Origin of the sequence: Anaerostipes sp. AF04-45 (assembly GCF_003461725.1) — a bacterium.
GTDB lineage: Bacteria > Bacillota > Clostridia > Lachnospirales > Lachnospiraceae > Anaerostipes > Anaerostipes caccae.
The window spans coordinates 1-16,654 of record NZ_QTXQ01000015.1 but is presented as its reverse complement, the minus strand read 5'-3'; the positions used below and the strand labels follow the sequence as shown (position 1 = coordinate 16,654).

12 protein-coding genes, 4 tRNA genes and 1 rRNA gene are annotated in these 16,654 nt (G+C 43.8%); 8 read left to right on the top strand and 9 right to left on the bottom strand.

From position 1 onward, the window contains the following. Positions 1-1,266, bottom strand: a complete 1,266-nt coding sequence (locus DWV34_RS15720) for an NAD(P)/FAD-dependent oxidoreductase (protein ID WP_006565480.1) — start codon at positions 1,264-1,266, stop codon at positions 1-3. After that, entirely contained in the window at positions 1,266-2,705 is a 1,440-nt protein-coding gene (locus tag DWV34_RS15715) for an NAD(P)/FAD-dependent oxidoreductase (RefSeq protein ID WP_006565479.1), read from the bottom strand. The genes DWV34_RS15720 and DWV34_RS15715 overlap by 1 nt, the downstream gene beginning before the upstream one ends. Positions 2,706-3,013: 308 nt before the next feature. Between DWV34_RS15715 and DWV34_RS15710 the strand changes: the two genes are divergently transcribed. From DWV34_RS15710 to DWV34_RS15680, 8 genes are all read left to right on the top strand, one after another. Further along, a complete protein-coding gene (locus DWV34_RS15710; protein WP_009291227.1) occupies positions 3,014-4,096 on the top strand; it encodes a LacI family DNA-binding transcriptional regulator in 1,083 nt (360 codons plus the stop codon). A gap of 54 nt (positions 4,097-4,150) precedes the next feature. Then, a complete protein-coding gene (locus DWV34_RS17440) occupies positions 4,151-4,312 on the top strand; it encodes a hypothetical protein (RefSeq protein ID WP_009291226.1) in 162 nt (53 codons plus the stop codon). 236 nt (positions 4,313-4,548) lie between these two features. After that, positions 4,549-5,010 (top strand): PTS sugar transporter subunit IIA, encoded by a 462-nt coding sequence (locus tag DWV34_RS15705; RefSeq protein ID WP_006565476.1) that lies wholly within the window; start codon positions 4,549-4,551, stop codon positions 5,008-5,010. Between the two features lies 1 nt (position 5,011). After that, entirely contained in the window at positions 5,012-6,448 is a 1,437-nt protein-coding gene (locus DWV34_RS15700) for a PTS mannitol transporter subunit IICB (RefSeq protein WP_009291225.1), read from the top strand. 102 nt (positions 6,449-6,550) lie between these two features. Beyond that, on the top strand, positions 6,551-7,741 hold the full coding sequence (locus DWV34_RS15695; protein ID WP_022260662.1) for a mannitol dehydrogenase: 1,191 nt from the start codon (positions 6,551-6,553) through the stop codon (positions 7,739-7,741). 42 nt (positions 7,742-7,783) lie between these two features. After that, a complete protein-coding gene (locus DWV34_RS15690; protein ID WP_009291222.1) occupies positions 7,784-9,307 on the top strand; it encodes a BglG family transcription antiterminator in 1,524 nt (507 codons plus the stop codon). Next, complete coding sequence (locus DWV34_RS15685) at positions 9,300-9,734, top strand: PTS sugar transporter subunit IIA (RefSeq protein ID WP_006565472.1); 435 nt, start codon at positions 9,300-9,302, stop codon at positions 9,732-9,734. Before DWV34_RS15690 ends, DWV34_RS15685 begins: the two co-directional genes overlap by 8 nt. Positions 9,735-9,779: 45 nt before the next feature. Continuing rightward, positions 9,780-10,460, top strand: a complete 681-nt coding sequence (locus DWV34_RS15680) for a transaldolase family protein (protein WP_009291221.1) — start codon at positions 9,780-9,782, stop codon at positions 10,458-10,460. Positions 10,461-10,520: 60 nt separating this feature from the next. Here the strand turns inward: DWV34_RS15680 and DWV34_RS15675 are convergent, their stop codons facing one another. The 7 genes from DWV34_RS15675 to DWV34_RS15645 all read right to left on the bottom strand — a co-directional run bounded on the left by DWV34_RS15675 (position 10,521) and on the right by DWV34_RS15645 (position 16,543). Beyond that, a complete protein-coding gene (locus tag DWV34_RS15675; RefSeq protein ID WP_009291220.1) occupies positions 10,521-11,507 on the bottom strand; it encodes a diaminopimelate dehydrogenase in 987 nt (328 codons plus the stop codon). Between the two features lie 99 nt (positions 11,508-11,606). Next, complete coding sequence (locus DWV34_RS15670) at positions 11,607-12,956, bottom strand: MATE family efflux transporter (RefSeq protein WP_009291219.1); 1,350 nt, start codon at positions 12,954-12,956, stop codon at positions 11,607-11,609. 156 nt (positions 12,957-13,112) lie between these two features. Further along, positions 13,113-13,186 (bottom strand) — tRNA-Met (locus DWV34_RS15665). Between the two features lie 14 nt (positions 13,187-13,200). After that, positions 13,201-13,271, bottom strand: a tRNA-Cys gene (locus tag DWV34_RS15660). A gap of 49 nt (positions 13,272-13,320) precedes the next feature. Next, positions 13,321-13,392: transfer RNA gene (locus DWV34_RS15655), tRNA-Glu, on the bottom strand. A 33-nt stretch (positions 13,393-13,425) separates the two neighbouring features. After that, positions 13,426-13,498, bottom strand: a tRNA-Asn gene (locus DWV34_RS15650). A gap of 149 nt (positions 13,499-13,647) precedes the next feature. Continuing rightward, positions 13,648-16,543: ribosomal RNA gene (locus DWV34_RS15645) — 23S ribosomal RNA — on the bottom strand. Positions 16,544-16,654: the final 111 nt, after the last annotated feature.

Genomic DNA, 16,654 nt, shown 5'->3' with positions numbered 1-16,654 from the left:
TTAAGCACCTACCTTTTCTACAGACACAGTGATCTCACCGTTCTTCACCTTATCTAAAAACGCTTTTGGTATCACGATTTTTTCCATCTCACCCGGAGCCATATGTTCCCTTTTAAAGGAAGCCAGTTCCTCACCTGCTGAAGTGACCTTAATTGCCACATCTTTGTATACGTTTCTCACCCGGAACATGACTTCTACCATTTTATCAACATTTGCAGGACGAATCTTCTGAGGAACTGTATATCCTACACAGTCTCCGTTTTTCAGTTCAATATATGTCTGGTCTTCGGTCTCGCCGTTTTTCACATATTCTGCGGCACTTCTTCCCGCCTTCTGACTCTCGGCTGTAACAAAGTCTACCAGGTCATGAACATGCACAACGTTGCCGCTTGCAAAAATACCTTCTGCAGATGTCTCCATGTTTTCAAATACGACCGGTCCGTTTGTTCTCGGGTCCATAGTGATTCCTGCTGCCCTTGTCAGTTCATTTTCAGGAATCAGTCCCACGGATAAAAGTACGGTGTCTACATCAAATATGATTTCGGTTCCAGGGATCGGCTGGTTTTTCTCATCCACCTTCTGTACGGTAACCTGCTCCACTCTCTTATCCCCTTTGATATCCGTAATCGTGTGGGATAAATACAGAGGAATATCGTAATCTTCCAGACACTGCACGATGTTTCTTGTAAGTCCGTTGGAATATGGACAGAGTTCTACGCAGCCCACAACCTTTGCACCCTCTAAGCTCATACGCCTTGCCATGATCAGACCGATATCTCCGGACCCTAAAATAAGGACTTTTTTCCCTACCATGTAGCCCTCAATGTTAACATATCTCTGAGCTGCACCCGCAGTAAAGACTCCGGCCGGACGGTCCCCCGGAATTGCAATGGCTCCCCTGGTCCTCTCCCGGCAGCCCATGTTTAAGATGAGAGCCTTTCCTTCCAGGACCATATAGCCGTTTTTCTTATTCATTGCATGAACGCATTTTTTCTCTTCATCCACATCCAAGACCATAGTATCCAGCATCACTTCTATATTTGTCTCGGCTAACATTTCGATGAATTTATTTGCATACTCTGGTCCGGTCAGTTCTTCTTTGAAGTAATGAAGTCCGAATCCGTTGTGAATACACTGATTTAAAATTCCGCCCAGTTCCTGGTCACGTTCTACCACTAAGATTTTATCGGCACCATTTTTACTCGCTTCCACTGCTGCCGCAAGGCCTGCCGGTCCTCCTCCGACTACGATCACATCATACTTCATTATTCGGCACCTCCTGTTTTTGTTTCTCCTGTGATAATGTTCATTCCCACACGGTCCTGAGGAACATCTTCCAGCGGAATGTTTAATTCTCTTGAGATGATCTCCTGAACTCTCGGTCCGCAGAAACCACCCTGGCATCTTCCCATACCTGCGTTGCATCTTCTCTTGACTGCATCAATGGATGTGGCAGGGATCGGGCGGTGGATCGCGTCCACAATCTCTCCTTCCGTCACTGTTTCACAGCGGCAGATAATTTTTCCGTACAATGGATTTTCTTTAATCAGTGCGGCTCTCTCTTCATCACTCAGCTTCTTAAAACGATTTACTTTTCTCTCGTCCTTGATTTCTTCCTTTGCTTTCAGACAAAGTCCTGACTCTTCCATCATCTTTAACAGGTCAACTGCGATTGCCGGTGCAGAAGAAAGTCCCGGAGAGGCCATTCCTGAAATATTAAAAAAGCCTTTGTTTTCTTCATCTTCAAATATGAAGAAGTCATCCTCTTTTGTTCTTGCACGGACTCCCGCGAAATTCCTGATGGATTCTCTGAAGTTAATTCCAGGCACGGATTTTAAGGCAGTATTTCTTACAAAGCTTAATCCGTCTGTCGAAGTTGAAACATCGTCTCCGTCCGTAGGCTGTGAATTCGGCCCCACAATCAGGTTTCCGTGTACGGTAGGTGATACGAGGACACCTTTTCCGTCTTTGTTCGGGCACTGGAAGATTACATGGTTTACAAGTTCTCCCTGGCTTTTATCCAATAAGTAATACTCACCTTTATTAGGCTTGATCGTAAAGGATTTTTTATTCGTATATTCGTTTACTTTGTCTGCGTTGACTCCTGCCGCATTGCAGATATATTTTGCCTCAACGGTTCCGTTGTTCGTTTTTATTTCATAAGAATCATTGTTCTTTTTAATATCTGTAACCTCGGTGTTCAGCTTAAATTCAACACCGTTTAAGGCAGCCATCTCTCCTAGAGCGATTGCCAGCTCCCACGGGCTGATGATTCCTACATTTGGGGAAAATAAAGCTTTGACAGCTTTCTCAGAAATATTTGGTTCTTCTTTTCTTAAGGTTTCCTGATCCCAGATCTCCATATCCGGAACACCGTTTTTCTCTCCACGCTGTTTTAACTCTTCTAAGGTTTTTTCTTCTTTTTCTTCAAAAGCAACAATCAGGGCTCCGATCTGTTTAAATGGAACATCCAGCTTTTCGCACAGCTCTTTTATGTACTGATTTCCTCTGATATTGTATTTTGCCATCAGAGATCCCGGTATCGGGTCATATCCTCCATGGATGATGGCACTGTTTGCTTTCGTTGTGCCGACAGCCACATCATTTTCTTTTTCAATGACCACTGCATTTACATTGTACTTTCCTAATTCATATGCGATGGAACATCCTGTAATCCCCGCACCTATAATCGCTACATCATACACTGTTCTTATCCTCCTTCGACTGAGTCCCTGTTTGTCTTACTGCCCTTATCTAATCATAATAATCTGGCCCTGTCAAACGTGCGAAACCGCCGTTTTATGCGGCTTTCGCCCACTTTTGATTAATCATAGATCATTGATTAACAGGCCTTTTCCTCTTTTATTTTTTTCAGATCAAACACTTTCCCCTGTTTTCCTTGTGTTTGTTATTAATCATTAGTATAATATTAATAATCAATAAAAAGTTTCAATTAGTAATTTTTATTAATCAAAATAAATCGAAGATATTTCCACTTGACAGGAGGGGTGTTATGGGAAAGAGAAATAAAGTCACAACGAGGGATATTGCTGAGTACACAGGGCTCTCCCAGTCCAGTGTTTCTATGATCTTAAGCAGCAAGCCCCATGTCTCCTTTTCAAAAGAGACGATAGATAAAGTAAAAGCCGCAGCAAAAGAACTGGGCTATAAGAAACCAGAGAAAAATACGTTAAAAAAAGCATCCGCACTTTCCAAAACGATCATCGTCATCTGCCCTATTCTGTCTAATGGCTATTACTCCATGCTGATCCATTCCATCACAGAGCGGGCCAGAGAATATGGCTATACCGTATTTTCCGTATCCACGATCCGGGATGTGTCTCAGGAGGAGTATTACATAAAAATGCTTTCAAACTTTGATTTAAGCGGTATCATTTTTCTGTACCCTCCGTCTTCTAAGATATCAGAGATCAATGCACTATCCAAGTCAGTGCCTATGGTTTCCATCGGTGACAAACCTGAAGGCTCCCGTTTTGATTCGGTTGAATTGGACAGCAAAAAACCCGGTTTCATACTTGGTGAATATCTGATCTCACTAGGGCACACCCATGTTTCTTTTGTCTCAGCACCGATCAAACAAAAAGAAATCGGAAGGCTTCACAGGCTGGAAGGGTTAAAAAACAGTTTTAAGGCATACAATTTTGATTTAAATAATATAGAGGTTCTTTCATCCAAATTTTCTACTTATTCCAGATATACACCGGATAATTCCGAATACTTAAATGGCTATAACCTTGTCTCAAAGGCCCTGGAGAATCACACGAAATCCACTGCTTTTGTTGGAAACAACGATATGACCGCGTTCGGGATCATGTCTGCCATCACAGATCACGGCTATAAAATACCGGGAGACTATTCGGTCTGTGGATTTGATAATATACCTCTTTCGGGCATGCCCCAGATCTCTCTTACGACCATTGAACATGCGGCCGCATTTAAGGGGAAAGAAGCCGTAGATATTATTTATAAAAAAAATGCACAGAAAGACGGGATTTCAAAACACCATTATATTATGAGGCTGGAATATGAACCGGAACTGATTGTCCGAAATTCCACCGGAAAGGCAAAAAAATAAGGAATGATTTTTACGATTGCCACTACTATTACTTAATAAAAGAAGACAAGAAAGATGAATTGCTGTATTGTTAATAGTATAACTCGTCTTGTAGACAATACACTTCTTTTAGATTTAGGAGAAGATATTGGTAAAGCACAGATAGAAGCATGTGAAATCTCTGAAGTTTTAGATGCTATGAAAGAAATTTCTGACAATGGAAATCCTTTATTATAGCTATAATTTCACGTTTTAACTTCACACAAATTATTAGGGATGCGTTTTTACTTGTTTGAAAACCATCCCTTTTTTTGTTTTGAAACAAAATTATGTCACAACCTCCGATGAAAAAGATAGCATTAGTCTGTATTTACATCCATACAAATCATAAGCTATGATAAATACAGTTAAACGTTTACAGCAAACAGCAGCCGCCCGGGAACTGGCTGCTGCCCAACAAAGGAGAGGTGAGCATGGCCGGCAAACTTCTTGATGATGAATTCTTAAACAACATAGCATGGGGACTTCCAAGTACAGCAAAGAAAGATGCAATCTGCATTGCAGGCAGACTTCTTGTATCCAACGGATATGTGAATCCCGGATATGAAGACAGCATGATCGAACGAGAGCTTGAACACAATACATATTTAGGGTTCGGCGTTGCCATACCTCATGGGAATGAAAATTCTCTGAATCAGGTATTAAAATCCGGAATCTGCATTGCACACTTTCCTGACACCATAGATTACAACGGTGAAACTGTAACCTATGTGATAGGAATTGCATGTAAGGAAGAAGACACTATACAGGAACTGATGCAGATTACTGATATCCTCTGCAAACCGGAGGAATGTGAAAAACTATTATCTGCCGCATCAAAAGAAGAATTTATCAGGATTATCAATGAGAATTATCTAAAAGAAGGAGAGTTATAGTATGGAACATGAAAAAACAACATTCTCCCAGAAGCTTCAGAAGTTCGGAGCATTTCTGGCCGGAATGGTTATCCCAAATATCGGCGCGTTCATCGGATTCGGTTTGATCACCGCATTCTTCCTTGAAACAGGCTGGACACCAAATGCAAAGCTTGCAAACCTGATCAGCCCGATTCTTAATTCACTGCTTCCTATCCTGATCGGTCACACCGGAGGTAAAATGGTCGGAGGAGACCGCGGAGGCGTCATTGGTGCCTTAGTAACGGTCGGTGCCATCGTCGCAGTACCGGGAACTCCGATGTTCCTCGCAGCCATGATCTTAGGCCCTGCATCCGGATGGTGCATTAAGAAGTTCGATGCAGCGGTAGACGGAAAGATCCCCGGCGGATTTGAAATGATCGTCAACAATTTTTCTTTAGGTATCATCGGCGGTATTCTCTGCTGTGTAGCTTACCTTGTCTTCGGTCCTGTCATGGATACCGTGACCCAGGTACTCACAAACGGAGTAAACTGGATTGTATCCCACAATGTACTTCCCCTTTCTGCAATTTTTGTAGAACCTGCAAAAGTACTATTCTTAAATAACGCTTTAGACCACGGTATTTTTGGACCAATCGGTTACGAGCAGGTTAAAACTTTAGGACATTCAGCATTGTTTTTATTAGTTCCTAACCCAGGTACCGGCCTCGGACTCCTGCTTGCTTACTGGTTCTTCGGAAAAGGCGAGATGAAAGAAGCCGCTCCCGGAATGATTCTTATTCATTTCTTTGGCGGTATCCATGAAGTTTATTTCCCATATGTATTAGCCAATCCTCTCACAATCATCGGTATGATCGCGGGTGGTATCGCAGGTACCGGTACATTTACGCTTCTGAATGTGGGAACCGTTGCAACACCTTCTCCGGGCAGTATTTTCTCAGTCCTGGCACTGTCGCCCAAGAGTTCTATGATCGGTGTCATTGCAGGTGTGGCAATCTCCTGTGCCGTGTCTTTTGTGATCAACGCCTTCTTTGTAAAACGAATGGTGGCAAAAGGAAAGGGAGAAGCTTCTTTAGGTCCTTCTGTCATTCCAAAAGAAGCTATGGGCTCCAGTGCTTCCAGTACATCTGATGCCGTGACAAATGATGCTTCTCTCGGTGTTGCAGGCTTAGATCTTACAAATGTAAAGAAGATTGTCGTTGCCTGTGATGCGGGTATGGGATCCAGTGCAATGTCTGCTGCTGCATTAAAGAAAAAAGTAAAAGCGGCTGACCTCCCGGTTGAAGTCATCAACACCGCGATCTCCAAGATTCCGGCTGACACAGACTTGGTCATCACTCACAAAGAGCTGACAGGTACTGCAAAAGCAGCTCAGCCTAACAAGCAGCATTTATCGATTACAAACTATCTTCAGGCTCCGGAATATGACGAACTCGTAGAACGTTTAAAGAACCGTTAAGCTGAGTACTCTTGGTACAATCCAAATAATAAGCATAGCAAATGGAGCGGGCGTTTCCTTCCGGGGAAATGCCCTGTTCCGGTATTTTGGGAGGGAATTCAAATGAAAGCAGTTATGTATGGGGCAGGCAATATCGGACGGGGCTTTATCGGTGCCCTGCTTTCACAGACCGGCTATGAAGTCGTATTTGTGGATGTAAATGATGACGTTGTAAATACCATTAACAGAGATAAAACTTATCCCCAGGAAATTGTAGGTGAAAACGGAAAAACTGTCTGGATAGAAAACATACGGGCCGTTGACGGAAAAGATACTTCCACTGTCAGTGACGAAATCGCATCTGCGAACCTTCTGGCTACTTCGGTGGGTGTCACTGTACTCGAAAAGATCATTCCGGTTATCTGTGAGGGTCTCACCAGACGCTGGGACAAAGATCCTGACAACACTCTGGATCTTTTGATCTGTGAAAATCTAATGGATGCCAATGAATTTTTAAATGAAAGAATCAAAGACACACTGCCTGACAGACATAAAAAAACTTTGGATGAAAGCCTTGGACTTGTAGAAACTTCCATCGGCCGTATGGTGCCTGTAATGACAGAAGCCATGAAAAAAGGTGATCCTCTCCGGATCTGTGTGGAAGAGTATGATTATCTTCCGGTTGACCGGGCTGCTTTTAAAGGGCCAATTCCTGACTATGAAAAAATAGTCCCTTTCAGCCCTTTTTCTTTTTATCTGGAACGAAAGCTGTACATCCATAACATGGCCCATGCTGTTACCGCATTTCTGGGAGGAATAAAGGGATATACATATATTGACGAAAGTATTGGTGATATCTATATACGAAAGCTGGTGGAAGGTGCTATGATAGAAAGTGCCATGATGATCTCAAAAAAATATCATGTAGAATTTTCAGAGCTGAAAGCTCACATAGATGATCTGCTGTTCCGGTTCCAAAACCCTGATCTCCATGATACCGTGGAACGTGTGGGAAGGGAACCGATCCGAAAATTAAAGCCGAAGGATCGCCTGGTTGGGGCACTGCGCGGCTGTGAACAGGAAGGTATTCTCCCTGTTTATCTGTCTTTTTCCATAGCAGCTGCCCTATATAATATAACGGATGCTTCCGCTCACGAGCTTTTAAATGAAACATGCCAAATTTCATCCGATGAACCCTGCGGCAGCTATATCATGGCATTTTATGAAAAGTTGAAAAATTCACCCAAAGATTTTGCATCTATTTTAAAGATGATTGACAGACAATATAATGAAATCAGAGGGCCCGTTATTTAAATTCAATAATCCATTTTATCAGAGAGGAAGATAGGTGAAGATATGGTTATTTCTGACCGCGCAAAAGAAATTATCGAATATCTGCTGGATGCAACCGGTTATGTGAGGGTTTCAGAGATTGCAAAGGAACTGGGCGTCACAGAACGCACTGTTTACCGTGAAATGCCCGAAATCAACAACATCATGGAATCCTGTGATTTAAAGCTGGAATCACAGTCCGGCAGGGGAATGCAGATCTATGGCTCCCTGTATAATATGAAACGTCTGGAGTCCCTCTTTGAGGAATCCAAAATAGAACAGACTTATACCGCAAAAGAACGAAATGATCTGATACTCCTCATCCTTCTCCACGAGAATGATTATGTAAAGACTCAGTCACTGGCCATCGATCTGAATACTTCTACACAGACGATCAGAAATAGTCTGCACCAGCTGCAGAATTTCCTTGAAAATGATGATATCACCTTGATTACAAAACGCAGTGAAGGTGTTATACTAAAAGGGAAAGAAATATCCAAACGTCACCTGTTAATCAGTATACTTCTGAGAAATATTCCTCTGGATAATTTCTTTGACTGGATGAAAAACAAAAAATATAAAAGCTGTGCCTTTATCAATCTGCTGATTCAATGGGATTATGAAGACACATTATCTGTCATCTATGATTTTCTGGACCCGCTGATTTCAAAAAAGAGACTTAATGTATCCGATAAAGAATTTCAGGAGTTTTTATTCCTCCTGTGTATTTTTATCAAAAGGCATTCTCTTGTAGATGAGAAAGGGGACGAGTTAAAGCTCTCGGTGGATATACCAAATCCTGAGCAGGAGCTTTACAAAAGTATCAAACACCTGCTGGAACATAAGTTTCATATTAAGCTCTATGATACAGAGCTTAACTACTTCAACTGGATGATCAACCTGTATACAGGACGCACTCACTACCATGTCGCAAATGATTCCAGCATTTTAAAACAGCTGGATCTGGTCACCCAGCTGATTGCCAGAGTAGAGGAACGGTTTGGTTTCCCATACAGCGAAGATGAGAACCTTGCCGAGAATCTTATGCTTCACATCAATATGGCTCTGGAACGGATCAGAAGCGGGATGAACGTATCCAATCCGCTCAATGACGATATTTATCAGTCCCATCCAAAGCTTTATGATATTGTGAAGCAGAGTTTTATAGAAGTTTTTAATCACACCTCCGTACCGGTGCCGGATGATGAAATAGGATATATCGTCATCTACTTTATTGCATCGATGGAGTATCTGACCAAACAGTCCATTGAAGTCCTGGTCGTCTGTGCCTCAGGCATGGGTTCATCCAAGATGTTAAGAAGCCGTCTGGAGCGGGAATTTGCAGAGATCGGCGTGGAGAAGATCATCTCTCTCCATAAGCTCTCCGATGAAGACCTTTCCCGCTACGATCTGATTATTTCCACAGTACCGCTGGATTTAGCCGACGATAAGTACATCTGTGTATCCCCGCTGCTCAACGACAGGGACAAGGAAGAAACCAGAAAACGCATCAAACACCTCAATAAAAAAGGAGAACATCATGAATAAGATTTTCAACGCAGACAACATTGTTTTAAACAAACGCCTCCGGAATAAGGAAGACGCTATTGACGTGGCGGGTAAAGTTCTGGTGGAACAGGGCTATGTAGATCCAAAATATGTAGAATGTATGCACAAAAGAGAAGAAGTCATCTCTACTTACATCGGCAATAACGTAGCTATCCCTCATGGTATCGACGGTTCCGAAAAGTACATAAAAGAATCCGGTATATCCTTTATTCAGGTACCGGAGGGGGTGAAATACGGCGATGACACCGTATACATCGTTATGGGTGTCGCAGGAAAAGACGGAACCCACCTGGACATCCTTATGAAGCTCTCTGAAGTAATCTGTGAAGAGGAAAATATCAAAAAATTAAAAGAAGCACAGACCAAAGAAGAAATCCTGGACATCATCGGTGACCTGACCGTTTAATCCAGCCATTTAAACCAGCTATAAATTACAAAAAGGAGATATATTATGTTAATTTTAATTGACGACGCAGACTTAACAAAAATCGGGGAACTCTATGCAAAATATCCTTATGACGGAGTTACCACCAATCCTACGATCTTAGGCAAGACAGGAAATCCTGATCCTATGGATCAGTTAAAGAAAATCCGTGCTTTGATTCCGGAAGAAGCGATGCTTCATGCACAGGTACTTTCAACAGAGACCGACGACATGGTAAAAGAAGCAAAACATATGGTTGATGCCATCGGCGGCAACATGTACATTAAAGTACCCGTAACCGCAAATGGATTAAAAGCGATTTCTATCCTGAGCAAAGAGGGAATCAATGTAACCGCAACCGCTATTTACGGTGTAATGCCTGCATTCATGGCGGCCAAAGCTGGAGCTAAGTTCCTCGCTCCTTATGTAAACCGCCTGGACAACTTAGGATACAATGGTGTGCAGATTTCAAAAGATATTCATACGATGGTCAAGGCCGCAGGATATGATGCGGAAGTTCTCGGTGCTTCTTTCAAAAACTCTCAGCAGGTTCTTGAAATGGGCAAGTTCGGTATCGGATCTGTCACAGTCAATCCGGATACTTTGAAAACCCTCGCATTCAATCAGGTTGCTGAAGGTGCCGTAAAAGACTTCATCCGCGACTTCGAAAACTGCTGTGGTGAAGGAAAGACTATGCTTGATTTCTAAAAAATATAACAAAAAACTCCGGAGCGCATATTTTGCTCCGGAGTTTTTTTACTTATCTCATCATAATAATTCTTTGCGCAGTTCTTCTCCTGTTTTCTCACTCAGGTATGCAGGCGCAATATCAAAAACAGTTTTGCATCCCGTCTGCCCCTCTTTGGCAAGTCTGTAAGCGGCCCTCGCATAAGACACAATGACACTGGATGTAAATTCAGGATTGGAGTCCAGCTTCAAACTATATTCAATCAGATGCTTATTTTCGCTATTCCATCCGGTCTTTCCACTTCGCAGTACAAATCCTCCGTGAGGAATGCTGCTGTGATCTCTTTTTAATTCTTCTTCACTGATAAAATGGACGGTTGTATCGTAGTCTGCAAAATAATTCGGCATATTTTTGATCTCTGCCTCTATCTTTTCCGCATCTGCCCCTTCTTCCAGCACAACAAAACATTCTCTCGTGTGTTTCTCACGAGTTGTAAGTTCAGGATCCTCAACGTTTCTTACCGCTTCTAGTGCTGACTCAACGGGAATGGTATACTGCTTTCCGTCTTTTACTCCATCGATCCGGCGGATTGCATCTGAATGTCCCTGGCTTACTCCTCTGCCCCAAAATGTATAATCTTTTCCTTCCGGAAGGATGGCATTCGCATACATTCTGTTTAAAGAAAACATTCCCGGGTCCCATCCCACGGAAATAATCCCTACGTTTCCGCCTTCTTTTGCGGCTTTATCAACATTAGCAAAATGCTCCGGAATTTTCGCATGTGTATCAAAACTGTCCACAACATTGAATATAGCGGCATATTCCGGCGTCTGTACCGGAAGATCTGTAGCACTGCCGCCGCACAGGATCATGACATCGATTTTATCCTTCCAGTCTGCCGCATCGGCTACACTGCACACAGCAGCCGACTTTGTGAGGATCGTTACATCTTCTGGATTTCTTCTTGTGAAAACTGCCGCAAGTTCCATGTCTGGATTCTGACGGATGGCACATTCCACACCGCGCCCGAGATTTCCATAACCTAAAATACCTATACGTATACTCATATTTTTTCTCCTGTCTGTTTTTTTTCTTTTTTTGATTATACTTGCTTAAATAGAATTCTGCAAGAACAAAACATCCTGTAATTCATATTTTTTCCTGCTCTAGACAGGGTTATCCGAGAATTTTACCGGATATCTTCTATATAGGTAAATACTTATGAATACAGTTATCGTTTCTGCAGCTAAAAAAGACCACCAGATTCCTTCCATACCAATAACCTGTGAAAGAATCCACATCAATGGCAGCAGAAGTATCAGCTGCCTTAATATATTGATGATCAGGCTGAATCCAACTCTCCTGGTCGACTGCATAAACGAAGCAGTCATTGTGCCCGCCGCGGCAAATACATAACTTGTACACATAATTTTTAATGCAGGCACTCCAAATGTCATCATTTCATCGGATGCATTAAAAATCTTTAATATCTGTTCCGGAAATGTCCAGAACAGAACAATACTGATACCTGTAAGGACAATTCCTATTATGGTTCCATATTTAAATGCCTGACGAAGCCTTGGCATATTTTTTGCACCATAGTTATAACTCATAATCGGTATACACCCTTGTACAAGACCGTTTAACGTCATAATGACAACTTGCTGCAGTTTAAAATATGCCCCGAAAAATGCCACTGCAGTCGTGGAATATACAACAAGAAATATATTTGTAAAGTAAATCATAAATGCTCCCAGGGCATTCATGATAAAGGATGGGAATCCGATCACAAAAATTTCTTTTATTATCTGGAAGTCAACATGAAATCCCTTTATTTTCAGCCTGACCTTTTGCTTTCGCAAAATAAGTACCATAAAGGCTAAAATCATGGATAGCGTATATCCGCATACAGTTGACACAGCAGCCCCTTCAATTCCCATTTTAGGAAAACCAAAATAACCAAATATAAGAATGGGATCAAGTATAAAGTTTAGTACAACTCCTGCAATCTGAAACCACATAGGCGCGATCATATTTCCTGTTCCCTGAAGAATCTTTTGTATACATATATGTACCATACTGGAAACTTCCAAAAAAGCACAAATTCTCATGTAGCGAACGGCTAAATTATATATTTCCGGATCGTCTGTAAATGATGAAAAAAAGGGTTTTGTTATCACTAGCACAGCGCCGGTAACGATAATTCCCATAGCAGCTGAGAGCAATATGCCATTTGTTACAACACTGTCTGCCCTGTCCTGATTCTTCTGACCAAGATTATCTGCAATCAGTACATTAACACCCACACCAATCCATATGGACATTGCAATCATCAGGGTTGTAATTGGAAAGGCCAGAGACACGGCAGTCAATTCCTTCTCCCCAATCCATGAGACAAACATACAGTCTACAAAATTGTATGTATACTGCATAAACATCGATATGAGCGGAGGTACCGCCATGGATACGATCAGCGGAAACATCTGTCTGGTCTCCATCTTGTTCTTATGATTCATAAACCCTCCTCTAAATAAAATACAAAGTTGGAAAGCACGCTTCATCACTCATCTGTGTACAGCCCGCGGAGCGATTTTATTTCATAGAGAAGTTCGCAGAACTTTCCTATGAAATAAAAAAACCGGATATCTTTCGATATCCAGACTATTTTAGAGTTGCGGGGGCCGGATTTGAACCAACGACCTTCGGGTTATGAGCCCGACGAGCTACCAGACTGCTCCACCCCGCGCTATGAAAGTAAAAAGGCGCCAACCAGATTTGAACTGGTGATCAGGGAGTTGCAGTCCCATGCCTTACCACTTGGCTATGGCGCCATATATTATATAGTATATGTGAACGTATCTAATTTATGATACGAAAAAATGACTCCAACGGGATTTGAACCCGTGTTACCGCCGTGAAAGGGCGGTGTCTTAACCACTTGACCATGGAGCCTTGTTTCTTTGACCGCTTCACGGTCTTACTAAACTCCCCGAGCTGGGCTCGAACCAGCGACAACACGGTTAACAGCCGTGCGCTCTACCAACTGAGCTATCGAGGATCATTCTTTTTATTCTTTCCTTTTTCTTTTGAAATATACCTTGTAATGCAAAGCATATCGTCCGTAGGACATGTAATACGGGATGCCCTGTGGGTATACCTTCAAAACTACATACAGAACGTTCCATCAAACTTACTCCTTACCTTTCCTTGGTTAAAGCCTCGACCGATTAGTAACAGTCAGCTCCATACGTTGCCGCACTTCCACCTCTGCCCTATCTACCTCGTCGTCTTCAAGGGGTCTTACTAGATTACTCTATGGGAAATCTTATCTTTAGGGGGGCTTCACGCTTAGATGCCTTCAGCGTTTATCCCTTCCAGACTTGGCTACTCTGCTATGCATTTGGTAATACAACAGATCCACCAGTGGTCCGTCCATCCCGGTCCTCTCGTACTAAGGACAGCTCCTATCAAATTTCCTCCGCCTGCGCCGGATAGGGACCGAACTGTCTCACGACGTTCTGAACCCAGCTCGCGTACCGCTTTAATGGGCGAACAGCCCAACCCTTGGAACCTGCTACAGCTCCAGGATGCGATGAGCCGACATCGAGGTGCCAAACCACTCCGTCGATGTGAACTCTTGGGAGTGATAAGCCTGTTATCCCCAGGGTAGCTTTTATCCGTTGAGCGATGGCAATCCCACGTTATACCACCGGATCACTAAGTCCTACTTTCGTACCTGCTCCACCCGTCGGTGTCACAGTCAAGCCTTCTTCTGCCTTTGCACTCTGCGAATGGTTTCCGTCCATTCTGAGAAGACCTTTGAGCGCCTCCGATACCCTTTCGGAGGCGACCGCCCCAGTCAAACTCCCCACCTGACATTGTCCCCCAACCAGATCATGGCTGTTGGTTAGAAATCCAATACTGCAAGGGTGGTATCCCAACAGTGACTCCTTAAGGACTGGCGTCCTTAATTCTCAGTCTCCCACCTATCCTGTACATGCAGTACCGAATCCCAGTATCAAGCTGGAGTAAAGCTCCATGGGGTCTTTCCGTCCTGGCGCAGGTAACCAGCATCTTCACTGGTATTTCAATTTCACCGGGTGTGTTGTTGAGACAGTGCCCAAATCATTACGCCTTTCGTGCGGGTCGGAACTTACCCGACAAGGAATTTCGCTACCTTAGGACCGTTATAGTTACGGCCGCCGTTTACTGGGGCTTAAGTTCAGACCTTCGCGCTAATGCGCTAAGCCCTCCCCTTAACCTTCCAGCACCGGGCAGGCGTCAGCCCATATACTTCACCTTGCGGTTTTGCATAGACCTGTGTTTTTGCTAAACAGTTGCTTGGGCCAATTCTCTGCGGCCATATCGCTATGGCACTCCTTCTCCCGAAGTTACGGAGTCATTTTGCCGAGTTCCTTAACAACACTTCTCCCGTCGGCCTTAGGATTCTCTCCTCATCCACCTGTGTCGGTTTACGGTACGGGCACATAAAAAACAATAGCGGCTTTTCTTGACAGCTGGGGGCCTGGGCTTCCCTACTTTTGTTCGGTCCGCGTAACGCCTTTGCCTTGCATGAGGGATTTGCCTCCCATACGGCTACTTCGCTTGCACCAGTGTTTCCATTCCTGGCTCCCATTTCCCTTCTGTGTCCCCACAGTTCTGTTTTTATGTGGTACTGGAATTTCAACCAGTTATCCATCGACTACGGCTCTCGCCCTCGCCTTAGGTCCCGACTTACCCAGAGCAGATCAGCTTTACTCTGGAAACCTTAGATATTCGGCCGGAAGGATTCTCACCTTCCTCTCGCTACTCATTCCGGCATTCTCTCTTCTAAGCAGTCCACCACTCCTTACGGTATGGCTTCATCCCGCTTACAATGCTCCTCTACCAATGTATTACTACATTCCACAGCTTCGGTGTCGTGTTTTAGCCCCGGACATTTTCGGCGCAGGATCTCTCGACTAGTGAGCTATTACGCACTCTTTCAATGTATGGCTGCTTCTAAGCCAACGTCCTAGTTGTCTTTGAAATCCCACATCCTTTTCCACTTAACACGTACTTTGGGACCTTAGCTGGTGGTCTGGGCTGTTTCCCTTTCGACTGTCCAACTTATCTCGTACAGTCTGACTCCCATCAATCATCTGGCTGGCATTCGGAGTTTGATATGTTTTGGTAAGCTTTGACGCCCCCTAGACAATTCAGTGCTCTACCTCCAGCAGACTTTGATGAGGCTAGCCCTAAAGCTATTTCGAGGAGAACCAGCTATCTCCGGGTTCGATTGGAATTTCTCCGCTATCCACACCTCATCCCCACCCTTTTCAACGGATGTGGGTTCGGTCCTCCACTTCCTCTTACGGAAGCTTCAACCTGGACATGGATAGGTCACCCGGTTTCGGGTCTGCCCTCACTGACTATTTTCGCGCTCTTAACGCTTGCTTTCACTTCGGCTCCGGACCTTAAGTCCTTAACCTTGCCAGTACGGGCAACTCGCCGGACCGTTCTACAAAAAGTACGCAGTTCCCCATCTAAAGGGGTTCCACAGCTTGTAAACATAGGGTTTCAGGTTCTCTTTCACTCCCCTCCCGGGGTCCTTTTCACCTTTCCTTCACAGTACTATGCGCTATCGGTCACTAAGGAGTATTTAGCCTTACGGGGTGGTCCCCGCTCATTCCCACAAGGTTTCTCGTGTCTCGTGGTACTCTGGATCCTGCTAGGGTACTTCAGACTTCGGATACGGGGCTTTCACCCTCTCTGGCCGGCCTTCCCAGGCCGCTCTCCTGTCCTACATAATCCCACATCGCAGTCCGAACCCCAGGATGCACGCATCCTGGTTTGGGCTCTTTCCATTTCGCTCGCCGCTACTTTGGAAATCGAGGTTTCTTTCTCTTCCTCCGGGTACTTAGATGTTTCAGTTCCCCGGGTTCCCCACGCATGGCTATGAATTCACCATACGCTGACAGAGGTTCACTCTGCCGGGTTTCCCCATTCAGAAATCTGCGGATCAAAGGATATTTGCTCCTCCCCGCAGCTTATCGCAGCTTATCACGTCTTTCATCGGCTCTTAGTGCCAAGGCATCCACCCTACGCTCTTTCTACTTTAACCATAGAACGGACGATAGTTGTTCTATCATCCTCATTGTCATCTAGCGTGATGACAACGGGTAATTCGTTTTGTTTGATGTCTTGTCATTTCTTATAAAAAATAACTTTTTGT